Below are 22,185 nucleotides of genomic sequence, written 5' to 3'. Positions count from 1 at the left end.
CAGCTATAGGCAGCACGAACAATTGCGTTTGTGCTTTTCCATTTTGCCAATACCAGGGTTAAACGTATTGGTTGGATCTAAGTCTTTGTAAAATTTCTGCAAGTTACTTTCGGCTTCATACAAATGACCTACATTGTGTTCAGCCGGATACTTAGCGCCACGACTGTCTAATAGTGCCAACATATCTGCTTTTACTTTTTTGGCGTCGCTGCCTTTTTTAAGTATGTAATCTTGATGGAAGACATGGCAGAAGAAATGTCCATAATAAAGTGACTTTTCAACGTGTTTGGCGATGTGCTCAGGCAGGTTCTCTACCCATAAATCATCGTTGCGGCGCAATGCGATGTCCAATGCTAAGATGTCTCCTACTTGCTTATGGTGTAACGTTTGATAGCGAACCGCGGCGCCAGCTGCAGCAAAACGTAATAAAAACGCCTTAGACGCTTCTTCTTCATTACAAGTAATGAAGTCACCATCTAGCTTCTCTTCGTTAAACAGCTTGGCCAAAAGCGTTTTAACCTCTTCGATGCCACCATCGCTCATTTTAAGGATTAGATGATGCTCGTACTTGTCGCGGTAAGTTCTTATACTCGAGGGTATTTGGTCAGAAAAGAACTTACTACCGAACTGCATCAATCTATCGCTTAGGTAAGGAGGAAGCAGAGGTAACTTGTTGAGCACGGCATCCACCCGCCCTTTGAGTGCAAACATTTTAGGTAGCGAGTCAGTTCCCAAACGCTGAATACTTATGATGGTATCTTTTCCGTAAACATCTGCAATATCGAACATTTCTCTATGAAGATATTCACCCACCTCAGGAACGTTTTTACATTGAGTCAGTATGTCTCTGCGAATACGAGTAAGTACAGAGGCATCATTCGTACCGATATAAAACGTTTGTTCTTCATTAGGCACTTCGAATGTATCTAAACGCACCGCGAACACAGCAATTTTACCTGCGCATCCACTGGCTTCGTAAAGCCGTGTTGGATCGGCATTAAAGCGGCTCGGCGTATCAGCATTTACGTCTCTAACGATGTGTTCATAATCACTTGCCGACGCTTTCATACTGGTTTCAGGTAGAGATTTTGGAAAGTTGCCAGAAGAAAGGTTTCCGATAATTTCTTCTGGCGTGTCGCCTAAATCTATCCCTAGGTGATTAACAAGCTTTAGCTCTCCGCTTTTATCCACCTGAGCGAACAGCGATAACTCAGTATAGGCAGGTCCCCTTTTGACAAGTGCCCCTCCTGAGTTGTTTGCAACACCACCGACAGTAGACGCACCTAGGCATGACGAACCAATTACAGAGTGAGGCGCACGCCCGAGTGGCTTTAGTGCCTTTTCAAGTTTGAACAGTGTTGCTCCCGGAAAGCTCAATACTTGCGTTCCGTCGTTAACCAGAACAATATCGTCCATTGCTAACGTATTTATAACCACCACTGGTCTATCGTAGTCGCTTCCACTTGGTGTTGAGCCTTCGGTCAAGCCGGTTTTCGCGGCCTGCATAATAATGATGCAGTTATATTCAACGCAAACCTTTAGCACTTCCCAATATTGCATTAGCGTATGTGGAAAAAGTACAGCCAATGCTTCGCCCTCGCCTGACCGCCATCCCTTGCGATAGTGCTCAGTTTGACGCGTTCCTACGGCAAGGTTGCTTTCCCCTAGCACGCGTTTAAAAGCGTCAATAATTGGGGTTGTTTGCATGTATAACTCCTTAGAACAGTGCAATGCGTATTAAAAATTAGTTTGTGCCGACTAATGGACCGCCGACTTCAAACACATAAACCCCCAACCATACTAAAATACCTGCAAATGCAACGTAATATATAGTTGGGATAACAGTCTTTCTTAAAGTAGCTCCCTCTTGCCCCATTAATCCTACCGTTGCCGACGCAGCTACAACATTGTGTATTGCAATCATGTTTCCGGCAGCCGCCCCAACGGCTTGCGCTGCGATAATTAGTGCAGGTGACAATTGAAGGCTTAGTGCTGCTTCGAACTGAAACTGGCTGAACATCATATTTGATACTGTATTCGAGCCTGCGATAAATGCACCTAATGCACCAATAGTAGGGCTAATTAATGGGAAAGCTTCGCCAAACATATTGGCGAACAATTGCGCGCCAGCTATCGGCATACTGACGATGTCGGCGCCATTCACACCTGAGTTTATAAAAAGCCTAACCATAGGAATTGTGAACATCAATACAAAACCAGCACTTAGCAACGTTTTGCTGGAATCATTGAAAGCCTTAAACAACACTTCTCCCTTGGATACCTTTTTACTTTGAATGATTACTGCAACCAATGCGCCTATTAACAACAACCCACCAGGAAGATATAGCGGACTGATTGATGCACTTAAACCGGTTTCACCCAGCATGTTGTCAAATGAGAGTGTCAGCGACGTAGTAAATTCTTTTATTGTTGGAAACACTCTGGATATAACGAGCAAAAGTGCAACAACTAAATAAGGGACCCAAGCAGTAACCCAATGCATGGCCTTTTGTGACGTTATGTCGTCTGCTTTTATTTCCAAATTACCCAGCCAACCTTTGTCCCATGACGCTTTCGGCGGGAAATCCCATGTTGTTTTAGGCATCAAGAAACCATTTTTAGCTGCAGTAACAACCACTGCCAAGCTCACCAATCCTCCAATCAACGATGGAAATTCAGGGCCTAATACGATGCCGGTAAATACGTAAGGAATGGTAAAGCTGACGCCCGCGAATAAGGCGAAAGGTAGAATTTGTAACCCTTCGCGCCAAGATTTGTTGGAGCCAAAAAAGCGAGTGAGCATTACAGCCATTAAAACTGGCATAAATGAGCCAATAATTCCGTGGATAACTGCCACTTCAGAGGTGATTAGTTGAATAAACTGCTCCCATTGCCAGCCTTGAGCCTGCAAAGTCTGACTGATCGCTTGGCCGTCTAAGCCTTTGTTTACACCAATGACAATAGGCGTTCCCACCGCGCCGAAAGAGACGGGTGTGCTTTGGATCATCATACCAATAAGTACGGCAGCCAATGCTGGAAAACCGATGGCAACAAGCAAAGGAGCCGCTATAGCGGCCGGCGTGCCAAAACCAGAAGCACCTTCAATAAAAGTTCCGAAGCACCAAGCAATGATTATTGCCTGGACTCTTCTATCAGGTGAAATGTTGGTGAAACCCTGGCGGATAACATCAATTGCTCCAGTATATTTCAATGTGTTGAGCAGAAAAATTGCACCAAATACAATCCACAAAACAGATACTGTAATCACTAAGCCTTGTAGAATTGAAGCGCCCACCCGTACTGCCGACATATCCCATGCTAAAAGTGCCATAAGTGCTGTACTTGCTAATACAACTGGCATTGCTCTTTTCGCAGACCACTGTAAACCCAATAGCAGCACTGCTGAAAGCGTTATAGGTAGCAATGCTAATAATCCAAGGGTTATCTCATTCATGAGTTTTCCTCTTATTATAATTAGTTAATTATTCGAGTTTCTAACGTTAGAAAATCGATGTTAATGCAGGGTTAAAATTTAGGTATGCGACTGTACTAATTTCTCACGTGTTGATATATATGCATTAAAGACAAAGTTTATTTCCATTTTTGGACTAATAGTGGCAAAAGCAGACGATATTATCCTTTTTGTGAACGTAGTTGATGAAGGCTCTTTTTCAAAGGTCGCTCAAAAACTCAACCTAACTAATTCTGTAGTAAGTAAGCGTATCGCACGATTAGAGTCAGATTTGAACGTTCAATTGCTTTACCGCTCTACACGAAAGCTCAATTTAACTGATGCAGGAAGAACACTGTACAATAAGGCGAGAATCGCCAATTTAGCCATTCAAGACGCAGAAGATGCCGTCAGTGGTTACAGTGATGAAGTGCGTGGAAAAATCCGAATTACTATGCCCAATGTATCGGCAAAACTGGTCTTAAATCGCGCAATTGCCGAGTTTTGCAATTTACACGAAGAGGTGGATGTAGAGCTTGCAATTACCAATCGCGTTACCAATATCATTGAAGAAGGTTACGATCTCGCCATTCGTACAGCACATCTTGAGGACTCCTCTCTTATTGCAAAACGCCTTATAGATTCAAAATGGATAGTATGCGCAAGCCCAACATATCTTAAAAACAAAAGCCGCCCAAATCATCCTGACGACTTAACTGAACATAATTGTTTAATTTACAAGTACGATAGCACTGGCCCAGACTTCTGGCCGTTTCATATTGAAGGAGAGCTTCATAACGTTCAAATTGGCGGGCGAATACAGTCAAATAACTTGGATGCGTTAAGGCAAGCCGCTATTGCAGGTGTGGGGGTAGCATTTCTTCCCAAGGCATTAGTGCATGAAGATATCGAAGATGGGGCGCTTTCGCCTCTACTTGCCGAGTACGTAACTAAGACTATGGGTATTTATGCCGTTTATCCTCGTTCGCGTCAGCCTGACAAAAAGCTAAAGCTACTGGTCAACTACCTTCAAGAGGCATTTAGCAATAGAAGCGCCTATTTTTATTGATAAACATTGAAGTAATCTCATTTTACATCAAAAACATGGCGCTAAACATAATTGAAGCGATCTTAAAACGCGAACTTAGCTGACGCTTGGATGTAATTCGAGTCAATGCTGTCTATGTTGTCATCATTGATAGAATAAGCACCAAACTCTAGGCCAACATCAAGGCGCGGTGCTACCGTACCAATAACATTCACCGCCCAGTGCGAACGTTTGCGCTCCAAAATATCTGTTTTTGCTGCTCCATAAAATACAGTGCTGCGGAGGGTTTCGGTCCAAAAATGGCGATACGCTACGGTATAAGCCAGCGTACTTTCCGTTTCCAATGTTTGAGATGCAGGATCCTCAACAACATCAGCGGTCATGCCGGCCGCAGCATACCGACCTGGCTTACCCGCGGTTAATTGAAAACGTAGATCGTCTTTTGTAAAAAGAGGTATTTTGCCTGCGATATTTACTGCTGCTGTAACTTCTTCAACCCCTCCTTGATCGACAAGCCGTATTACAGAGCCGAAAGCATATTGCCCATATTGACTATCTAAATTGTATCGTACAACAAAGTCGGGTGTAGACTCATCAGGGTCAGCGGCTACACCTGTAAGCCCTACGGCATTGGCAGGTGCGTCGGTATCACCATCCCCAATGGTCTCTGGGCTTTCGATGGCAAATTGCCAGTTTCCTGAGGTGTATCTAACCTGAACTTGCCTTGCAAACACTTCTCCTACATGAGGACCACCAAAATCTAACGACTCAGGAATAACGTGAAGCGGCATAAAGGTGCTCCAGTTTTGCCCCGCACTCCAGTTCTTATAGGTGATGAAGAAGTGGCGTAATCGCAAGTTGGTAGAGTTACTTACCGCTTCGTTGCCCCCTCCGCCATACATATCGACCTCTATAAAAGTACTCACCTCCCCTATAGAAACGCCCATATTCAAGCGTGACTCTCCTACATTGAAACCGGTATGTGACGTCTCTATTGCTTCCCCGCCAGGAAAATTACCAATCCAATAATCTTGATAAGCAATATCCCCTTCAACATGCCTGACATCTACTTTGGCATAACCTCCAACACTAACCTTAACGTGTTCGTTACCGACCTTCCCGTTGAACAACTCTATGCCGTGAGAAGGGTTAAGAACTAGCGCTAATGCACAAGCAGATAAGCGTAGGGTGTATTTGTTGTTTGTTTTCATTATTCGTCCTAATAGCTGAAACTATTTAACATGTTGTTAACGGGCGGATAATGTATTCGTTCGTGCTTAGAGGATAAACCGAGTTTAGAATATTAACTTTTTCCTAAATTCGCATAATCAGAGGTTTACTTTTTGAATGTTAATTGTGTAAAGAGATGAAGAATATTGAGCATAAATCGCTCAATAGAAAAATAATAAAAGGCTACTTGTTGCTAACACGATAAGTGAAAGTAATGATATTGATTGAAGTGTCTTACCCCAACTTTGCGAAAACCAACTTAAACACAAAGACAGAGAAAACACGGTAAGTGCAGACATTATAGTATCTGCAGGCGAGAATGTCGCTTGATTTACACTCAATGCAAATACGGCAAAACCAGTACCTATGGCACCGACTGCGCTCACAATCATGCATAATATGAAATGCGCACAAAGCTTAGCTATATCTCGGGGCATTGAGCGCGCAGAAACTACCGCTTCGTTTGAATTATATAACTGCATCGCAACCTCTTAACCCTCTCAACAATAAGTTAATGATAATCGTTATCATTATTAAATCAAGAAAATTAATTAGCTGTATTAAGAAAATTCATTAAACAAGAAAGCGTAATCTGTCGCTATTCGACCAGTGGCTTTTTAGTAAATCGTTTTTTGTTATGAAGCTGCCAATTAATGGTCTTTCGCGGAATCTACTGGCAATAAAAAAGGCACTGTCTGAAGTGCCTTTTGGTTTTAATTGCTGACAACGAAAAGTCCGCTGTCATCTACATCAATACGAATGGTTGATTCCGGTATTAATTCGCCAGCAAGTAATTGATGCGCGAGTGGGTTTTCCACCTGCACTTGTATCGCTCGCTTAAGCGGACGTGCGCCAAACACTGGATCGAAACCCGCGTCCGCCAATTTATCCATAGCCGCAGCAGATAGAGTAAGCTTATATCCTTTTTCTGCGAGCCTAGCGCGAAGCGAGGCAAGCTGAATTTTAGCAATAGATTTTATTTGCTCCTTCCCTAATGGATGGAATACCACAATATCATCGACGCGGTTGATGAACTCCGGTCTGAAGTGTTGCCCTACAACACTCATTACCGACGCTTTCATATCGTCATACTGACTTTCGTTGTGCTTATCTTGAATGATATCTGAACCTAAGTTGGACGTCATGATCACAACGGTATTTTTAAAATCTACAGTACGTCCTTGTCCGTCAGTCAACCGGCCGTCATCCAATACTTGAAGCAGAATATTGAACACATCTGGATGTGCCTTTTCAACCTCGTCCAACAAAATGACCGAGTATGGCTTGCGACGCACCGCTTCGGTTAAGTAGCCACCTTCCTCGTAACCAACATAGCCAGGAGGTGCACCCACTAAGCGTGCTACCGAGTGTTTTTCCATAAACTCTGACATATCGATACGCACCATGGCATCTTCAGTATCGAACATAAAGCCTGCCAAGGCTTTGCAGAGCTCAGTTTTGCCCACGCCAGTTGGCCCTAAAAATAAGAATGAGCCAATAGGTCGATTTGGATCCGCAAGCCCAGCACGTGAACGGCGAATTGCGTTTGAAACAGCTTCAACCGCTTCTTCTTGTCCAACAACCCGTTTGTGAAGTACGTCTTCCATACGCAACAACTTCTCACGCTCGCCCTCAAGCATTCGCGCTACAGGTATACCCGTCCATCGCGAAAGCACATCTGCAATTTCAACGTCCGTCACTTTATTTTTGAGTAACGTCGTCTCGCGAGTTTCGTTTTCAGCCGCTTGCTCTAACTTTGCTTCAAGCTCTGGAATACGGCCGTACTGAAGTTCCGACATACGATTCAAATCAGATGCACGTCGCGCTATCTCCAAGTCAAGTTTAGCCTGCTCAAGCTCCCCTTTAATGGTTTGAGTGCCCTGCATGGCGTCTTTCTCATCCAGCCACACTTTCTCAAGCTCTGCGTACTTGGTTTCCGCTTGCTCACGCTCTAGCTCAATCATCTCAAGTCGCTTATGACTCACATCATCTGTTTCTTTGGCCAGAGCTTGCTCTTCCAATTTTAGCTGGATGATACGACGCTCAAGACGATCCATCTCTTCGGGCTTGGAGTCTATTTGCAATCGAATGCTAGACGCAGCCTCGTCTATAAGATCAATGGCTTTGTCTGGCAATTGGCGGTCGCTAATATAACGATGCGACAAACTTGCCGCTGCAACGATAGCGGGATCAGTAATATCTACCGAGTGATGGAGCTCATAGCGCTCTTTTAAGCCACGCAGAATAGCAATAGTGTCTTCAACGCTTGGTTCTTCAACTAATACCTTTTGGAAACGACGTTCAAGTGCTGCGTCTTTTTCAATGTACTGACGATATTCATCCAGTGTTGTAGCACCAACGCAGTGAAGTTCACCACGGGCTAACGCAGGTTTAAGCATATTACCTGCATCCATCGCTCCATCGCCCTTCCCTGCACCTACCATGGTGTGCAGTTCGTCAACGAATAAGATCACGCGGCCTTCTTCTTTAGCCAGCTCATTAAGCACTGCTTTAAGGCGTTCTTCAAACTCACCGCGATATTTAGCTCCCGCCACTAACGCGCCCATATCAAGGGCAAGAACACGCTTGTTCTTTAAGCCCTCAGGCACTTCGCCATTAATGATGCGCTGAGCCAACCCTTCAACAATAGCGGTTTTACCCACACCCGGCTCACCAATGAGTACTGGGTTGTTTTTGGTTCGACGCTGCAGTACTTGAACAGTTCGGCGAATCTCATCGTCTCGACCAATGACCGGGTCGAGCTTGCCTTGTTCTGCTCGCTCGGTTAAATCTGTCGTGTATTTTTCAAGCGCCTGACGTACATCTTCAGCATTAGGATCCGTGACCTTCTGGCCACCACGCATGTCGTCTATTGCGCTTTCAATAGCTTCTTTAGTGATATTCAGGCTTTTGAGTATTTCCCCCAAGCGCCCTTTATCTTGTAGCGCCGCTAGAACAAAGATTTCTGAAGTGATGTATTCGTCTTTTCGCTGCTGCGCTATCTTGTCACAAAGATTTAGCAAAATGCCGCTGTCTTTACTTAATTGAACATCTCCCCCAATGCCTTCAATACGAGGTAGGCGCTCAATAGCTTGGCTCAGTGCTGAGCGTAGCGCATTTACATTGATGTTTGCTTGGTCAAGCAAAGGGCGTACTGACCCGCCTTGCTGATTTAGCATGGCAGTCATTAAATGGACAGGTTCAATGTATTGATGATCTCGCCCCAATGCGAGTGATTGAGCATCGGATATTGCGAGCTGAAATTTACTGGTAAATCTATCTAGTCTCATAATCTCAACCTAATTAATGAACAACTATACCTGCGTTAACACGCCGCGATTACGAACATTTTAACTCTCGCTGAGTGGGTAATGATCTATGCGGAATGGTATTCTTTATGTTCTAGTTATGTAGGCTGCTCAATTGCGATTCAAGTATGAGATTAAAAAGTTAGCCAAAAAGATAACAAATAATGTATGAAGTTTGATCTAGCGCAAACCTTTGATGAGACTAAAAACGGCTGTCCATGTTTCCAAACAATCTAAAGCAGGCCTATCACGCTAACCATTCGCCCAGTCGTGCGTTTGTTTTGATGAGTTGCCCTTCGATGTGAGTAAAAGCGCTGCTCGTCAGTGTAGGTACACAAGTTACTTTGCGTAATTGAATCAACACCCGCTTGTTGCAACTGCATTTGTGCGATTAAAGGCAAGTCTAGCAGGTATTTTCCTTTATTATAGCTATTAGCGATTGCACCCTTTATATGACGAAATTTACTTGCCAGTTGAGCATCCACTTCATAGCAAGAGCCGCTGATTGCAGGCCCTATCCAAGCTATAAGCTTATTTGCATCACAGCTAAAGTGTCTAACGGTGTTGGCGATAATGTTTGTCTCAAGACCTTTCCAACCTGCATGTACTGCTGCGACTTCTTGACCACTTTCATCACATAATAAGATGGGTACACAGTCTGCTGTCATTACGGCGCAAAAGTGTGAAGCTGAAGAAGAGTGCGCCGCATCAGCGGTAGTGTCCGCACTTGGCAGAGACACTACGCGATTGCTGTGCACTTGCTCTAACCACGTAATTTTATTGCTATGTGGTATTGCGCTTCTATTGGCTTTGACGAATAAGAGATCATCCCCCACGTGAGCCCCAACGTTCAAGCCTGCGAAATCGCCTAAGCTCGTGCCTCCTTTTCTTGTCGTTGTGTAAGCGACAACATTAGAGGGGCATGACCACGCTGGCGTAATCAAATCCAGCGTGGATGAAAGAGGTGAATTTGAAGCTGACCACGTCATAAGCCCTGCTCCATGCCTAAAGCATATCCTGAGGATTGTCCGTGGTGTCCTTTTTCACGGCTTTAAGCAAGTCCTGCATATCTTGAGGTAGGGGAGCTTTCCACGTCATCCACTCTTCAGTTTCAGGGTGAAACAGCGAGAGCTGTGCGGCGTGCAACGCCTGACGTTGGAATCCGCGAAGCGCAGCGATAAATTCTTCTGACGCCCCTTTAGGAAGACGAGGACGCCCGCCATAAACTTGGTCGCCAAGTAAAGGATGCTTAATGTGGGCCATGTGTACGCGGATTTGGTGCGTACGGCCAGTTTCAAGCTTCAAACGCAGGTGCGTGTATGCGCGAAATTTTTCGATAACACGAAAATGAGTGACCGCTGGCTTGCCCATTTCACGTACTGCCATATGCGTACGTTTTGTTGCGTGTCTACCAATAGGCGCATCTACAATACCACCAGCGACCATCGTACCTAAGGCAACGGCTTCATATTCACGACTCATTTCTCGACGTTGAAGTTGGTCAACAAGATGCGTTTGAGCAGGAATTGTTTTTGCTACTACCATTAACCCCGTCGTGTCTTTGTCAAGGCGATGGACAATGCCCGCACGTGGAACTTTGTCTATCTCTGGACAATGATTTAACAAGGCATTTAGCACGGTACCGCTTGGGTTTCCTGCACCTGGATGCACAACCAAGTCAGCAGGTTTGTTTATGACTAGGATGTGTTCATCTTCATAAACAATGTTTAACGCGATGTCTTGCGCTTCGCTCGTTACTTGTACATCCATTTCGGCCTGTACAGTAACAAGTTCATCCATTTGCATTTTGTGGCGAGGCACGGTGATTACTTCACCGTTTACAGCAACATTCCCATCTTGGATCCAAGTTTTTAGCTTAGAACGAGAATATTCAGGGAACAAATCAGCCAAAACCTGATCTAACCGTAAACCAAAATGCGCAGCTTCCGTTGAAGCTTCTAATTGTATTGTGTTCGGCGACTGTGTCATAACACCATTGATTACGTCTAAAAAAGGGTATTATAACAAGTATTCACGCTTTACACTGCCTTGTTTACGTTTATGTATGGTTTTTCTCATCGTTAGTACGTTAGAATGCAATTAAAGTGTTGTTGTTTAACACATGAGCTTAGACAGCGAAGTATTAAAACTGTTTAGCAGGAAAATAGAATTATTATGAAATCATTTCGTCTACTGGCCCCCGTTTTATTGGGTGCTATGGTATCTGTCGCAGGATGTAGCTCTTCAGATAATGAAGAAAAAGCCGTATTAGCTAACATGGGTGCGCAGCAACTGTACGACAGAGCAAAGCAGAGCATGGAAGTAGGTAACTTCAGCGCTGCAGCACAAACGTTAAGCGCGCTAGATTCGCGCTACCCGTTCGGTCCCCTATCCCATCAGGTACAGCTAGACCTTATTTATAGCTATTATAAGTCAGGTAAAAACGAAGAAACGCTTGCCACCATCGACAGATTTATTCGTCTGAATCCAAACCATTCAGATGTTGATTACGCGTATTACATGCGTGGATTAACTAACATGGAATCAGATAGCAACCTTTTCCAAGAGTTAATGAATATTGACCGTACGGATAGAGACCCGTCGAAGTCTCGTGCTGCGTTTGAAGATTTCCGTAGACTGATTCAACAATATCCAGATAGCAAATATGCCGCAGATGCGAAACAGCGCATGGTTCATATTAAAGACCGTTTGGCTCGCTATGAAATCGCTATTGCACGTTTCTACATGAGACGCCAGGCTTATGTCGCTGCAGCAAACCGTGGTCGCTATGTTATAGAGCACTTCCCGAATACCACTCAAGTGCAACAAGCACTCGAAATCATGGTTTCAAGTTATGAGCAGCTTGGCCTAGATGAATTGCGTAACAATGCGATGAAGACACTAAAGCTTAACTACCCTGACAGCGAATTTATTAGCTAGATTTGGCTATTCTGTTTTGCTAGAGCTTTATGCAACCAATAAAAAAACGCACATTTGTGCGTTTTTTGTATCTGGATGTCACATATTGACTGCGTTCGCTTGATAGATTACTAGCGGAAAAACAAGTGACTAAAAGGGTTTAACAATCTTGCAAGGCCCGAAGTAAAGTGCAATGGCTGATCGACAATGCTAAATACAAGGCAGCCTTCTTTACCTTCGGATTTTGGCGTGTGCGTTTTATCACCATCCATGAAAATAAAGTCGCCGGTATCATAACGACTTAGCCCATCACTGAACTCACCATCAATGACTAATGTATATTCCGTTCCACGGTGCGTATGCTCAGGTACACTACCGCCACTTCCCATAAAGATAAAATTAGCTACACCTTGGTTTCCAAGGTCAACTGGCGCCTGCCACAGCTTCCCGACCAAACTTGACCAGTTACCTGTCTTATCGATGTAGCGGTGAAGCGTTCTGGGTAAAGTGAATACCCTTCCATCTAACTCGATGGTATTTGCACTAGCCTGCGCCTGCAAGGCCGCCCGCTTCTTTACGGGCTCACGATACGCTGTGGGCTGTTCCATCAAAGCATTATTTTGTTTCGATGATGGGAGCTGCGTAATTTGGGATAGCATGTCACCAAACTGAAGCGACATTTCAGCTCTGTCGCTTGCCGATGAATTGGCGTTCGAAACCATTTGAGCAGCAAGACTTTCCGTTTCAATTTCAACAAAACGCTGACATTTCTCACACATGTCACAATGTGCAGAGACCATCAGTGATATAGCAGGTGACAATGTGCCCTCAACAAAATCTTTAAGTTGCTGGGCACTTGGGTGAAACCTAATCATTATCGTTTAACATGACCTTTAATCGTTGAAGTGCCAAACGTGTCCGCGACTTTACTGTACCTAGTGGAATTGAAAGCTCATCGGCAACTTCTTGTTGTGACTTGCCATCAATATAGATAGCTTCAACCACTGCTTTCTGTTTTACAGGTAGTGATTCGAACAAATAGCCAATCTGCTCTAAAGTAACTTGTTCGTCAAGTGGCGCCTCGTTTGCATCGGCTGTTTGTTCGCATAAAACTGGCCATAGATCGTCAGAACAAACATCCTCTTTTCTATTCTGCAGCTTTCGAAGCATATCAAAGCGAATGTTGCGTGCGATTGTGAAAATCCACGTTGACGGAGAACCTTTTTCTGCATTGAACAGGTGCGCTTTCTGCCATACATTCGACATAGTATCTTGTACCAGTTCCATGGCCAGTGCCTCATTACCCATCTGTTTCAGTGCATAAGAACGCAGCCGAGGCGCGAAGTAGTTAAACACTCTCGCAAATGAACGTTTGCATCGGGTGTCTGCAACCGCGACAAGGTAATCAGACATTTCAGTTGCACACTCTTTAGGCTTGATTGTGCTGTTACTTTGTTCCAAAGGAATTCCAACTAACATAAGATTCGTCCGCTTTTCCGTTTTGGTTGTATCATTCTACGGCGTTATGACTTAAAACGTTTGCGAAAATCGCTAATATTGGATTACGAATTTGTAATGTCTTTATCCGACTCAACGACTAAGCGATTAGTGCAGAGAGATAGTTCAGTAAACTGGTACATTCTCTTTGCGCTAAAAAGTGCTGTTTTTGCGAGCCGTCTACTGGCAATAATTCTAACCACCGATTTAATACCCAATTAGGGCAATCAAACTTTGGTGATTCATAAAGCGATGCCAACTCTTCGTAATTTCCAAATATTTCTTTAAGTCGCTCGTCCATAGGCGCTATTTGTTGAGGAGCCAAATCGCACTGCCAAGGTTCTAACACCTTGCAACTACCGGTACGAAGACCATCTTTTTCAACTTCTATGCTACTTACCTCAACTAAATGAGAACCAGCAACCTTTATGCCAAGCAACCCATCATCGAGCATGTCGAAGTCAACAACCTGCGCATAAGTACCTATTTTATGAATATGCTCATTCAAATTTTTGTCACCGTTAGCATTAAGCATACACATCACAAAGCCTTTATTTTCGGCACATGCCTGCTTAACCATTCGCACGTATCGTGGCTCAAAAATGCGCAAAGCCATTCTACCTTCCGGCAAAAGGTGCGCAGATAAAGGAAATAAAGGAAAACGTTCTACACTCATACTCAGCACTTCCGAAAACACGAAAATAATTACGCAAGTGAGAACAATTAGGATCGAATGGGAAAATTTTTCACATATAAATGGAAAAACATGATCTTTAGCACGACGATTAATGTAATTTAGTTTTTAAATAAAACATTAACAGATTTCATATCAGAGACTTGCAATTTGAACGTGAAAATAACCGCGATTTTTTTAAGCGTCGACATTACCGATATGCAAATCTGATTTTGAATTATGAGTTAAGGAAAGGCCATGGACGTCATTGGACGCTTTTGTAAAATTTACACAGACATATGTCAAATTTCTCCAGACGACCTAGAACATATCTATGCCGACGACATACTGTTTATCGACCCAATCACTACACACCATGGCATTGATGAAGTAAAACGCTATTTTTCCAACTTATTGACGCAAGCCGAAAGCTGTAAGTTCGACATTGCGGACATTTTTACTTGCTCGCCCAATGGCACAAAAGAGCATCCATCAAGTCGTTCAAAGGTTACCCATATCGCAAACTGGACGATGACCCTTACGCTGAAAGATAGTGATAAGCAAATTACGCTAGATGGCACCACGCAACTTGGTGTCAGCGATGACAGCATTATTTACCACAAAGATTATTACGACTTGGGCGAAATGGTCTATAAGCACGTACCCATCCTAGGTTTTGTCGTTAAAAAAATTAAAGGGAAGCTAGCAAAGTGAAAAGTATTCTAATTACTGGCGCCACATCGGGTATTGGTAAAGCATTAGCAATAAAGGCTGCAAACAGCGGTTATCAAGTGATTGCCTGTGGTCGAAATGAAGACACACTCAACGAGCTAAGTAAGTACAATAATATTAGCGCATGCCAGTTCGATGTCACTGATCTTGACGATACTCGACGGGCGCTAGCAACGGTTAAATTTGACATTGCTGTACTCAACGCTGGTACCTGCGAATACGTAGATATCGACGACTTCGAGCCAGACATGTTTCGCCGCGTATTCGAACCTAATTTCTTTGGCGTTGTTCATTGTGTAGACGCTCTTCTTCCTCGACTTAAGCAAGGCGACAAGCTTGTGATTGTTGACAGCATGGCTCGCCTACTCCCTTTCACACGAACGCAAGCGTACGGTGCGAGCAAAGCTGCCCTACATTATTTTACTAAATCATTAGAAGTAGACCTTCACCACAAAGGCGTGAAAGTGCAAGCGGTGTCTCCTGGATTTGTAGAAACGCCCCTCACAGATAAAAACGATTTTGAAATGCCAATGAAAATTAGCGCTGAAGAAGCCGCTGACGCTATGCTTAAAGGAATAGAGGGCAACAAACAAACAGTTTTCTTCCCTCGGTTCTTTGGTTTTATTCTGCGCTTTATGCATATACTGCCAACCCCACTGCAAAAGCGATTGTCGTTGGCAATGAGAGAAAAACAATAAGAGAAGATGAATGAACAATAAGATTGCCATCATTGGCACAGGTATTTCTGGTTTGACCTGCGCGCACCTTCTAAATAGGCAGCACGATATCACAGTGTACGAAGCAAATGACTATATAGGTGGTCATACTGCAACGAAGAAAATAAGCGACAATGGGGAAACTCACCATATCGATACAGGTTTTATCGTTTTTAATGATTGGACCTACCCTAACTTTATAAAGCTCATTAATCAGTTAAATGTTGAGTATCAACCAACAGAGATGAGCTTCTCTGTAATGAGTAAAAAGGCAAACCTAGAATACAACGGCAATAACTTAAACAGTTTATTTGCACAGCGGCGTAATATTCTGAGGCCTAAATTCTGGCGTATCGTGAAGGACATATTGACGTTTAACAAGGCGTGTAAAGCGATGGTCGCAGAAAACCGTGATACTTCTTCACTTACGTTAGAAGACGTCATTAGAGAATTAAAACTAAGCGATGACTTTGCACGTTATTATATTTTGCCTATGTGCGCCGCAATTTGGTCCAGCAGCTTAGAGCAAACGAGAAAGTTTCCACTCACGTTCTTTTTGCAGTTTTTCAACAACCATGGCTTGCTCAATATTACCGACCGTCCTCAGTGGTACACAATTAAAGGTGGGTCAAGCCAATACATTCCGCCTTTAATCGCACCATTTGAGTCTAAGATAAAACTATCGACGGCCGTTCTGTCGGTAGCGAAAAGCGATGATAAGTGGCAGGTTACCGACTCTTCAGGCAACGCTGCGATGTATGATCATGTGGTATTTGCGTGCCACAGTGACCAAGCGTTAAAAATGATTCACTCACCGACTTCGCTGCATCGAGATATCCTTGGAAATATCCCTTACGCAGAAAACGACGTGGTGATGCACAAAGATATTTCACAGCTGCCTAAAAGAAAATTAGCTTGGGCGAGTTGGAATTACAGCTTAAAAGAAGACGCAAGTGAGGAAGCCCGCCCCGCTTCTGTCACTTATAACATGAATATTCTTCAACGCCTTGAAGCACAAAGCACCTACTGTGTAACGTTAAATAATACTGCGGAAATAGACCAAAAGAGTATTCTTCGAAGCTATCAGTACGCACATCCGCAATACAGTGCCAGCATGGTCAACGCCCAAGCAAGAAGAAATGAAATTTGTGGCGTAGACAACTTACATTTTTGTGGAGCCTACTGGTATAACGGTTTTCATGAAGACGGTGTAACTAGCGCACTTGATGTTTGTTCTCGCTTTGGTGAAGCCCTGTGATAGAAAGTGCCATCTACAAGGGTAAGGTTTATCACCAACGGTTTAAGCCTACCCAGCATAAATTTGACTATGACATTTATTTATTTTGGCTAAAGCTTGAGAGCAACGAACTCGAAATCTTGTCCAGCTCGTTAAAACGCTTCTCTGCATACGACAAGGCTAGAGTGCGTTTCAAGCGTGAAGACTACTTAGGTGATCCCTCTTTACCTTTAGATCAGGCAGTAATAGACAGAATGACAGAGTTAAATGGAGGGAAGACGCTTCAAGGCGATGTCTTTATGCTGGGACAACTTCGTATGTGGGGGCTGTATTTCAGCCCGGTGAATTTCTATTACCTACGCAATGCCGAAGGTAAGTATACACATATGCTTGCCGAAGTAAGTAACACGCCGTGGAATGAGCGTCATCACTACCTTGTAAATCTAGATACTCAAGACGATACGCCAAAAGCTTTTCATGTTTCCCCGTTTAATCCAATGGATATGACCTACAAATGGTCGATATCGCAGCCGTCGGCTAGACTGTCACTTGCGATGGATTGTGTAAGAGACGACAAAGAGTTCAGTGCAGGGATTAATTTGACTAAATTTACTTTAGATAATGCGAATCTATCTGCGGCACTTAAACGTATACCCAGTATGACAATAAAAACTGTGGCTGGAATTTATTGGCACGCGCTTAAACTATTGCTTAAACGAACGCCACTGTATACACACCCAGAAAAAAGTCAGGAACAATAACAATGTCTTTTGGTGAATCTGTACTACTGACCACCTCAGAGGTCTCCTTTGTAGATAAAGCGTGTAGAACTCTATTCCTACAATGCTTAAAACAACTGCCTTTTGGCAGTTTAACCATTCAAGAAAACGGCGATGTCGTTGCGCGTTTCGGCACAGACGAAAGCGATTTGCGAGCAACGGTAAATATCAAGGATGTACAAGCCTATCGACGCTTATTGCTTGGCGGAAGTGTGGGCGCCGGAGAAGCATTCATGGATGGGTTATGGGACAGTGACGACGTAACAGCCGTGGTAAGAGTGTTTGCTAGGAATTTATCTACCCTTGACGAATGGGAGAATAAATTTAAATGGGTGACTATGCCCATCAACAAGATTCAACACTTTGCACGTCGAAATACAAAGGACCAAGCCAAGAAAAATATCGAGGCGCATTACGATCTGGGTAATAAGCTTTATACCCGCTTCCTTGACCCAACAATGATGTATTCGTCAGCCATATACCCAGATCCGAATGCAACTCTCAATGATGCACAAAATTACAAGCTCAAAGCCATTTGCGACAAGTTACAGCTTAGCGAAACCGATCATCTTCTAGAGATTGGCACGGGCTGGGGCGGGCTAGCCGTCTATGCTGCTAAGCATTATGGTTGCCGCGTAACGACCACTACCATTTCAGAAGAGCAGCATGCATGGGCAAAAGAATGGATTGCCCGAGAAGGACTTGAAAGCAAAATCACTTTGCTGAAAAAGGATTATCGCCTACTTGAAGGCAAGTACGATAAGCTCGTGTCTATCGAGATGATTGAAGCTGTAGGCAAACAATTTTTAGGAAATTTCTTTGAGAAATGCTCGTCACTTTTAAAAGACGACGGCCTAATGCTGCTTCAGTCAATAACCATTGATGACAGACGTTACGACAGCTATTCAAATAGTGTCGACTTTATTCAGAAATATATCTTTCCGGGTGGATTTTTACCTTCTCAGCACCAGCTTAACGCTCACCTGAAAAAGTATACTAATATGATGATTCGTGACTTACACGACATCGGGATTGACTATGCGAAAACATTGAATCATTGGTATGAAGCATTTATTTCTGCAAAAGATGAGCTTTTAAACGACGGTTATGACGAGCGTTTTATGCGAATGTGGACCTACTACCTGAAATATTGTGAAGGTGGTTTTTTAGAAAGAACAATCAGTACCGTTCAGCTTGTGATTTCAAAGCCTCATTACAGACTTGATTTGGCTCGTGTTTAACAACGCTAATTATCGATAGTAGTGACAAAAAAAGCGGCGCCCTTTTGGCGCCGCTTTCTTGTTTGAAGCTGACTCTTGGTCGAAGCACTACTCATCTACAACTGATATAGGCTTCGACAGCATTGGCTTACCCTGATTGATATTAATTTCAACACGACGATTTTGCGCTCGGTCTGAAGGTGTAGTGGCATTTTCTACAATTGGATCGGTATCTGCCTTACCCACTACCGACATACGACTTTCGTCAAACCCTGGCGCGGTACGCATGGCTTCAGCGACCGCGACAGCGCGCTGCGCTGACAAGTCCCAATTAGAACGATAGAGTTCATTAGCAATATGCTGGCCGTCACTGTGCCCTGAAATTTCGATTTCTCCAGGCACATCCGCCAACAGCGTACCTATTTTTCTCAACACCGGTTGGAATTGGGGCTGCAAAAAGGCCGAGCCCGCCGAGAAGGAACCGTTTTCACGGATTCGAATGGTTAACTGCTGACCCAACGATTCCATTTCCACCGAACCATCTAGAATTTGTTTTTCTAATTGCTGCGCTACTTTTTTCATCAGTTCAGCCATTTGCGACTGATCGGTGCTTTGTTCAGCCGATGAAGACGATTCTGTAGCAGTTTGTTGAGATTGTCCGCCACGCTGCTCGCCGCGCTGCTTCTGCCTTCCGCCGGCAGAATCCTCATTACCAGCCTGAAATTCCAGCATTTGCTGGGTCATTTCGTTAGTTTGCTGCTGAATGGATTCAATGGGCGTAGGGTCAGGTTTACCCGGACGAAATTCCATAGCAATAACACTGGTGCCCTTTGGAATATCTTTTACTTCAATTTTATTTTGCACACCAAAAGCAAACTTCATAGAGCCTGCAATTTGTTTAAACTTCAGTACGTCCATTTCCGAAAACGAAAGTAGCAGCACAAAGAAGCACATAAGCAACGACATCAGGTCTGCGAAGGTTCCCATCCAGGCTGGAAGCCCCTCGGGGGGACATTTTGGGCATTCTTCTTCGGCCATTACTCTTCCTCTGCGCTTCCGCGTTTACTCGCCGCAAGGTAGTTCTTTAATACCCCTTCGATAACACGTGGGTTCTGGCCGTCGGCTATACCCACAATACCGTCAAGAACAAGACTCTGGTTTAACTTCTCTTCTCCAGCTCTTACCGCCAGTTTAAAGGCGATTGGCAAACACACGACGTTGGCAAAAAAGGCACCATAAAGCGTGGTTAATAGCGCTACCGCCATGGCAGGGCCGATGGCTTTAGGGTCATCCATGTTTGAAAGCATGGCAACCAGACCGATCAAAGTACCAATCATACCCATCGCTGGTGCTACGTCACCCATTCCTTTAAATATAGAAGCGCCGAACTCATGCCTTTCCGTTGTCATAGAAATATCTTTAGCTAACGTTTCTCTCACCACTTCAATGTCGTGGCCGTCAACCAGCATGTCCACACCTTTTTGCATGAACTCATTTGAAATTTCCGCTTCTTCTAGTGCCAGAAACCCGCCTTTTCGCGCAGCGTCTGCCATTTCAACAATCTTCTCGATAAGCTCTTCAGGCGTTTCAATTTTGAACATGAATGCTTTGCCAGCAACTTTACCCGCACTGAAGAATTGGCCCAACGTAAACTGAGATAGGACAACAAATAGTGTTCCCCCGAATACAATAAGTATTGATTGCACGTCGATGAACATGCCCAAGCTGCCGCCCAGAATCATAGCCATAACTATGAAACCAATGGCGCCCAACATACCTATGACGGTTGCTAAATCCACTCACTCTTCCCCATTTATGCGCAGTCAGTGCTGTTAGTGTACAAATACCCTATCGGCAAAAGATAGAAATACTAAAACGACATTATTGAAAAATATCACATTTATTTGTTTATTATGAAGTAGGTTCTATGCAAAAGCGCAGCTTTGTCTTTTTTCTAAACTAAAATACCTAGCGCTTTTTCAGCTCCTTACTTTTTCCTTCACAGTAAATAACACGGTTACTTCTGAAAGGTTACTGAACCCTGCATCGAATATAGCACAATTTGCTTGTATGTTGCCTTTTGAACTGGATGAAAAAAAAGCTATGTTACTGTGATATAGGCGATATACGGACAAACCATTTGACCCTTGTGCAACCCTCGGTTAATGTGCGCGGTATACGTATTTTGGCCACTATATTGAGTGTTTTTATGACGACAGAAAAAGCATCAGCGTCTTTTGAAGAAACTTTATCAGAACTAGAAGCTATCGTTAACGAAATGGAAAGCGGTGATCTGCCTCTTAATAAAGCACTAGAAAAATTTGAGCGCGGTATAGCACTTTCCCGCCAGGGCCAACAATCTCTTGAAAACGCCGAGCAAAAAGTAAAGATACTGCTCAGTGAACAAGGCGAAGAAACGCTCCACCCTCTTCCTGAAAGTGAACAGCCATAAATCGTTCATTTTTAACTAACAGGCAATCTATGAATTTTTCTGCTTTGCATCAGCAAGTTAAACAGCAAACTGATGCATCTCTTCTTACATTAATTGACGAATTACCCGATTACGCGCCGCGCTTGAAAGACGCAATGCGTCACGCCTTACTTGCTGGCGGTAAACGGATGCGGCCACTACTTGTTCAAGTAGTAGGTAACACCCTAGACGTGCCCAAAAAAGACCAAATGGCTATTAGTATGGCCATTGAATGTGTGCATGCCTACTCGTTAGTCCACGACGATTTACCAGCCATGGACGACGACGACTTGCGCCGCGGTATGCCAACCTGCCATATCGCCTTTGATGAGGCTACCGCTATTTTAGCTGGCGATGCACTGCAGGCACTTGCATTTACAGTGTTAGCTGATGCGCCATTAAGCACGTATGCTGAAACAAAGCGTAGCCAGTTACTGTCTGTACTTGCGAAAAGTGCGGGTTACATAGGTATGTGCGGTGGGCAAGCTATCGATTTAGCCAGCACCGGCAAAACCATCTCGCTAGAAGAACTAAAACAGCTGCATAGATTGAAAACCGGTGCATTGTTAAAAGCCTGCGTAGAAATGGTCGCCATTGTTAGTGAAGGCTTACTGCCTCAAACTAAAATTGACTTAATGGCTTATGCCGCGGATATTGGGCTAGCTTTCCAAGTTCAAGACGATATTTTAGATGTGGAAGGCAGTAGCGAAAAATTAGGTAAGCCCGCGGGGTCAGACGAAGCGTTAGGGAAAAATACCTTTCCAGCCAAACTTGGTATTACAGGCGCTAAACAAGAATTAGAAATGCTTCACGATAATGCACTTCAAGCATTGGCGCGTTTACCCTACAATACTGACAGTTTAATTGCGTTTAGCGAGCTTTTGGTAAAACGCGACCATTAGCCA

21 protein-coding genes are annotated in these 22,185 nt (G+C 43.9%); 9 read left to right on the top strand and 12 right to left on the bottom strand.

Features of this window, described 5'->3' with window-relative positions:
• Positions 1-3 precede the first annotated feature (3 nt).
• Together dld and KUL49_RS14375 are read right to left on the bottom strand one after the other, a co-directional pair.
• On the bottom strand, positions 4-1,707 hold the full coding sequence (dld, locus tag KUL49_RS14380; RefSeq protein ID WP_131137736.1) for a D-lactate dehydrogenase: 1,704 nt from the start codon (positions 1,705-1,707) through the stop codon (positions 4-6).
• Positions 1,708-1,744: 37 nt separating this feature from the next.
• Positions 1,745-3,454 carry an L-lactate permease gene (locus KUL49_RS14375; protein ID WP_131137735.1) on the bottom strand — a complete coding sequence of 570 codons (1,710 nt, stop codon included), beginning with the start codon at positions 3,452-3,454 and terminating at the stop codon, positions 1,745-1,747.
• Between the two features lie 160 nt (positions 3,455-3,614).
• Between KUL49_RS14375 and KUL49_RS14370 the strand changes: the two genes are divergently transcribed.
• Entirely contained in the window at positions 3,615-4,520 is a 906-nt protein-coding gene (locus KUL49_RS14370) for a LysR family transcriptional regulator (protein ID WP_110289192.1), read from the top strand.
• A gap of 62 nt (positions 4,521-4,582) precedes the next feature.
• Here KUL49_RS14370 and KUL49_RS14365 read toward each other — a convergent pair whose 3' ends face one another.
• From KUL49_RS14365 to rluD, 5 genes are all read right to left on the bottom strand, one after another.
• Entirely contained in the window at positions 4,583-5,710 is a 1,128-nt protein-coding gene (locus KUL49_RS14365; RefSeq protein ID WP_131137734.1) for a DcaP family trimeric outer membrane transporter, read from the bottom strand.
• Positions 5,711-5,890: 180 nt separating this feature from the next.
• Positions 5,891-6,211: a hypothetical protein gene (locus KUL49_RS14360; RefSeq protein ID WP_014950067.1), complete on the bottom strand. Its 321-nt coding sequence runs from the start codon at positions 6,209-6,211 to the stop codon at positions 5,891-5,893.
• A 231-nt stretch (positions 6,212-6,442) separates the two neighbouring features.
• Entirely contained in the window at positions 6,443-9,019 is a 2,577-nt protein-coding gene (clpB, locus tag KUL49_RS14355; RefSeq protein WP_131137733.1) for an ATP-dependent chaperone ClpB, read from the bottom strand.
• Between the two features lie 251 nt (positions 9,020-9,270).
• Positions 9,271-10,026, bottom strand: coding sequence for a peptidoglycan editing factor PgeF (pgeF, locus tag KUL49_RS14350; protein WP_131137732.1), 756 nt, complete (start codon positions 10,024-10,026; stop codon positions 9,271-9,273).
• 16 nt (positions 10,027-10,042) lie between these two features.
• Positions 10,043-11,026 (bottom strand): 23S rRNA pseudouridine(1911/1915/1917) synthase RluD, encoded by a 984-nt coding sequence (gene rluD / locus KUL49_RS14345; RefSeq protein ID WP_131137731.1) that lies wholly within the window; start codon positions 11,024-11,026, stop codon positions 10,043-10,045.
• Between the two features lie 186 nt (positions 11,027-11,212).
• On the opposite strand from rluD, the gene KUL49_RS14340 reads away from it, so the two are divergent.
• Positions 11,213-11,977 carry an outer membrane protein assembly factor BamD gene (locus KUL49_RS14340; protein WP_014950072.1) on the top strand — a complete coding sequence of 255 codons (765 nt, stop codon included), beginning with the start codon at positions 11,213-11,215 and terminating at the stop codon, positions 11,975-11,977.
• 110 nt (positions 11,978-12,087) lie between these two features.
• Here KUL49_RS14340 and KUL49_RS14335 read toward each other — a convergent pair whose 3' ends face one another.
• The 3 genes from KUL49_RS14335 to KUL49_RS14325 all read right to left on the bottom strand — a co-directional run bounded on the left by KUL49_RS14335 (position 12,088) and on the right by KUL49_RS14325 (position 14,129).
• Entirely contained in the window at positions 12,088-12,831 is a 744-nt protein-coding gene (locus KUL49_RS14335) for a ChrR family anti-sigma-E factor (protein ID WP_131137730.1), read from the bottom strand.
• Positions 12,824-13,435 (bottom strand): sigma-70 family RNA polymerase sigma factor, encoded by a 612-nt coding sequence (locus KUL49_RS14330; protein WP_014950074.1) that lies wholly within the window; start codon positions 13,433-13,435, stop codon positions 12,824-12,826. The genes KUL49_RS14335 and KUL49_RS14330 overlap by 8 nt, the downstream gene beginning before the upstream one ends.
• Before the next feature lie 118 nt (positions 13,436-13,553).
• On the bottom strand, positions 13,554-14,129 hold the full coding sequence (locus KUL49_RS14325; protein WP_014950075.1) for an LON peptidase substrate-binding domain-containing protein: 576 nt from the start codon (positions 14,127-14,129) through the stop codon (positions 13,554-13,556).
• Between the two features lie 255 nt (positions 14,130-14,384).
• Between KUL49_RS14325 and KUL49_RS14320 the strand changes: the two genes are divergently transcribed.
• From KUL49_RS14320 to KUL49_RS14300, 5 genes are read left to right on the top strand one after another with little or no spacing between them, the layout of a single operon-like run.
• The gene (locus KUL49_RS14320; protein ID WP_131137729.1) at positions 14,385-14,840 is read left to right on the top strand and encodes a nuclear transport factor 2 family protein; all 456 of its coding nucleotides are present in this window, start codon (positions 14,385-14,387) and stop codon (positions 14,838-14,840) included.
• The gene (locus KUL49_RS14315) at positions 14,837-15,556 is read left to right on the top strand and encodes an SDR family NAD(P)-dependent oxidoreductase (RefSeq protein WP_014950077.1); all 720 of its coding nucleotides are present in this window, start codon (positions 14,837-14,839) and stop codon (positions 15,554-15,556) included. The genes KUL49_RS14320 and KUL49_RS14315 overlap by 4 nt, the downstream gene beginning before the upstream one ends.
• A 10-nt stretch (positions 15,557-15,566) precedes the next feature.
• Positions 15,567-16,832 carry an NAD(P)/FAD-dependent oxidoreductase gene (locus tag KUL49_RS14310; protein ID WP_014950078.1) on the top strand — a complete coding sequence of 422 codons (1,266 nt, stop codon included), beginning with the start codon at positions 15,567-15,569 and terminating at the stop codon, positions 16,830-16,832.
• The gene (locus tag KUL49_RS14305) at positions 16,829-17,572 is read left to right on the top strand and encodes a DUF1365 domain-containing protein (RefSeq protein ID WP_131137728.1); all 744 of its coding nucleotides are present in this window, start codon (positions 16,829-16,831) and stop codon (positions 17,570-17,572) included. Before KUL49_RS14310 ends, KUL49_RS14305 begins: the two co-directional genes overlap by 4 nt.
• 2 nt (positions 17,573-17,574) lie before the next feature.
• Positions 17,575-18,831 carry a cyclopropane-fatty-acyl-phospholipid synthase family protein gene (locus KUL49_RS14300; RefSeq protein WP_014976979.1) on the top strand — a complete coding sequence of 419 codons (1,257 nt, stop codon included), beginning with the start codon at positions 17,575-17,577 and terminating at the stop codon, positions 18,829-18,831.
• Between the two features lie 87 nt (positions 18,832-18,918).
• Here the strand turns inward: KUL49_RS14300 and KUL49_RS14295 are convergent, their stop codons facing one another.
• The gene (locus tag KUL49_RS14295; protein WP_014976980.1) at positions 18,919-19,848 is read right to left on the bottom strand and encodes a flagellar motor protein MotB; all 930 of its coding nucleotides are present in this window, start codon (positions 19,846-19,848) and stop codon (positions 18,919-18,921) included.
• Positions 19,848-20,609: a flagellar motor protein PomA gene (gene pomA, locus KUL49_RS14290; protein ID WP_014950082.1), complete on the bottom strand. Its 762-nt coding sequence runs from the start codon at positions 20,607-20,609 to the stop codon at positions 19,848-19,850. Before pomA ends, KUL49_RS14295 begins: the two co-directional genes overlap by 1 nt.
• Positions 20,610-21,019: 410 nt before the next feature.
• Here pomA and xseB point away from each other — a divergent pair, with 410 nt between their 5' ends.
• Positions 21,020-21,262, top strand: coding sequence for an exodeoxyribonuclease VII small subunit (xseB, locus tag KUL49_RS14285; protein ID WP_014976981.1), 243 nt, complete (start codon positions 21,020-21,022; stop codon positions 21,260-21,262).
• A 29-nt stretch (positions 21,263-21,291) separates the two neighbouring features.
• The gene (locus tag KUL49_RS14280) at positions 21,292-22,182 is read left to right on the top strand and encodes a farnesyl diphosphate synthase (protein WP_014950084.1); all 891 of its coding nucleotides are present in this window, start codon (positions 21,292-21,294) and stop codon (positions 22,180-22,182) included.
• The last annotated feature ends 3 nt before the right edge of the window (positions 22,183-22,185 follow it).

Origin of the sequence: Alteromonas sp. KUL17 (assembly GCF_006538305.1) — a bacterium.
GTDB lineage: Bacteria > Pseudomonadota > Gammaproteobacteria > Enterobacterales > Alteromonadaceae > Alteromonas > Alteromonas macleodii.
This window is presented reverse-complemented; position numbering and strand designations above follow the sequence as displayed.

What these genes read in the sequence shown, in the direction of transcription:
- dld (WP_131137736.1), bottom strand. Translation starts at nt 1,707, where the DNA reads ATGCAAACAACCCCAATTATTGACGCTTTTAAACGCGTGCTAGGGGAA.
- KUL49_RS14375 (WP_131137735.1), bottom strand. Translation starts at nt 3,454, where the DNA reads ATGAATGAGATAACCCTTGGATTATTAGCATTGCTACCTATAACGCTT.
- KUL49_RS14365 (WP_131137734.1), bottom strand. Translation starts at nt 5,710, where the DNA reads ATGAAAACAAACAACAAATACACCCTACGCTTATCTGCTTGTGCATTA.
- KUL49_RS14360 (WP_014950067.1), bottom strand. Translation starts at nt 6,211, where the DNA reads ATGCAGTTATATAATTCAAACGAAGCGGTAGTTTCTGCGCGCTCAATG.
- clpB (WP_131137733.1), bottom strand. Translation starts at nt 9,019, where the DNA reads ATGAGACTAGATAGATTTACCAGTAAATTTCAGCTCGCAATATCCGAT.
- pgeF (WP_131137732.1), bottom strand. Translation starts at nt 10,026, where the DNA reads ATGACGTGGTCAGCTTCAAATTCACCTCTTTCATCCACGCTGGATTTG.
- rluD (WP_131137731.1), bottom strand. Translation starts at nt 11,026, where the DNA reads ATGACACAGTCGCCGAACACAATACAATTAGAAGCTTCAACGGAAGCT.
- KUL49_RS14340 (WP_014950072.1), top strand. Translation starts at nt 11,213, where the DNA reads ATGAAATCATTTCGTCTACTGGCCCCCGTTTTATTGGGTGCTATGGTA.
- KUL49_RS14335 (WP_131137730.1), bottom strand. Translation starts at nt 12,831, where the DNA reads ATGATTAGGTTTCACCCAAGTGCCCAGCAACTTAAAGATTTTGTTGAG.
- KUL49_RS14330 (WP_014950074.1), bottom strand. Translation starts at nt 13,435, where the DNA reads ATGTTAGTTGGAATTCCTTTGGAACAAAGTAACAGCACAATCAAGCCT.
- KUL49_RS14325 (WP_014950075.1), bottom strand. Translation starts at nt 14,129, where the DNA reads ATGAGTGTAGAACGTTTTCCTTTATTTCCTTTATCTGCGCACCTTTTG.
- KUL49_RS14320 (WP_131137729.1), top strand. Translation starts at nt 14,385, where the DNA reads ATGGACGTCATTGGACGCTTTTGTAAAATTTACACAGACATATGTCAA.
- KUL49_RS14310 (WP_014950078.1), top strand. Translation starts at nt 15,567, where the DNA reads ATGAACAATAAGATTGCCATCATTGGCACAGGTATTTCTGGTTTGACC.
- KUL49_RS14300 (WP_014976979.1), top strand. Translation starts at nt 17,575, where the DNA reads ATGTCTTTTGGTGAATCTGTACTACTGACCACCTCAGAGGTCTCCTTT.
- KUL49_RS14295 (WP_014976980.1), bottom strand. Translation starts at nt 19,848, where the DNA reads ATGGCCGAAGAAGAATGCCCAAAATGTCCCCCCGAGGGGCTTCCAGCC.
- xseB (WP_014976981.1), top strand. Translation starts at nt 21,020, where the DNA reads ATGACGACAGAAAAAGCATCAGCGTCTTTTGAAGAAACTTTATCAGAA.
- KUL49_RS14280 (WP_014950084.1), top strand. Translation starts at nt 21,292, where the DNA reads ATGAATTTTTCTGCTTTGCATCAGCAAGTTAAACAGCAAACTGATGCA.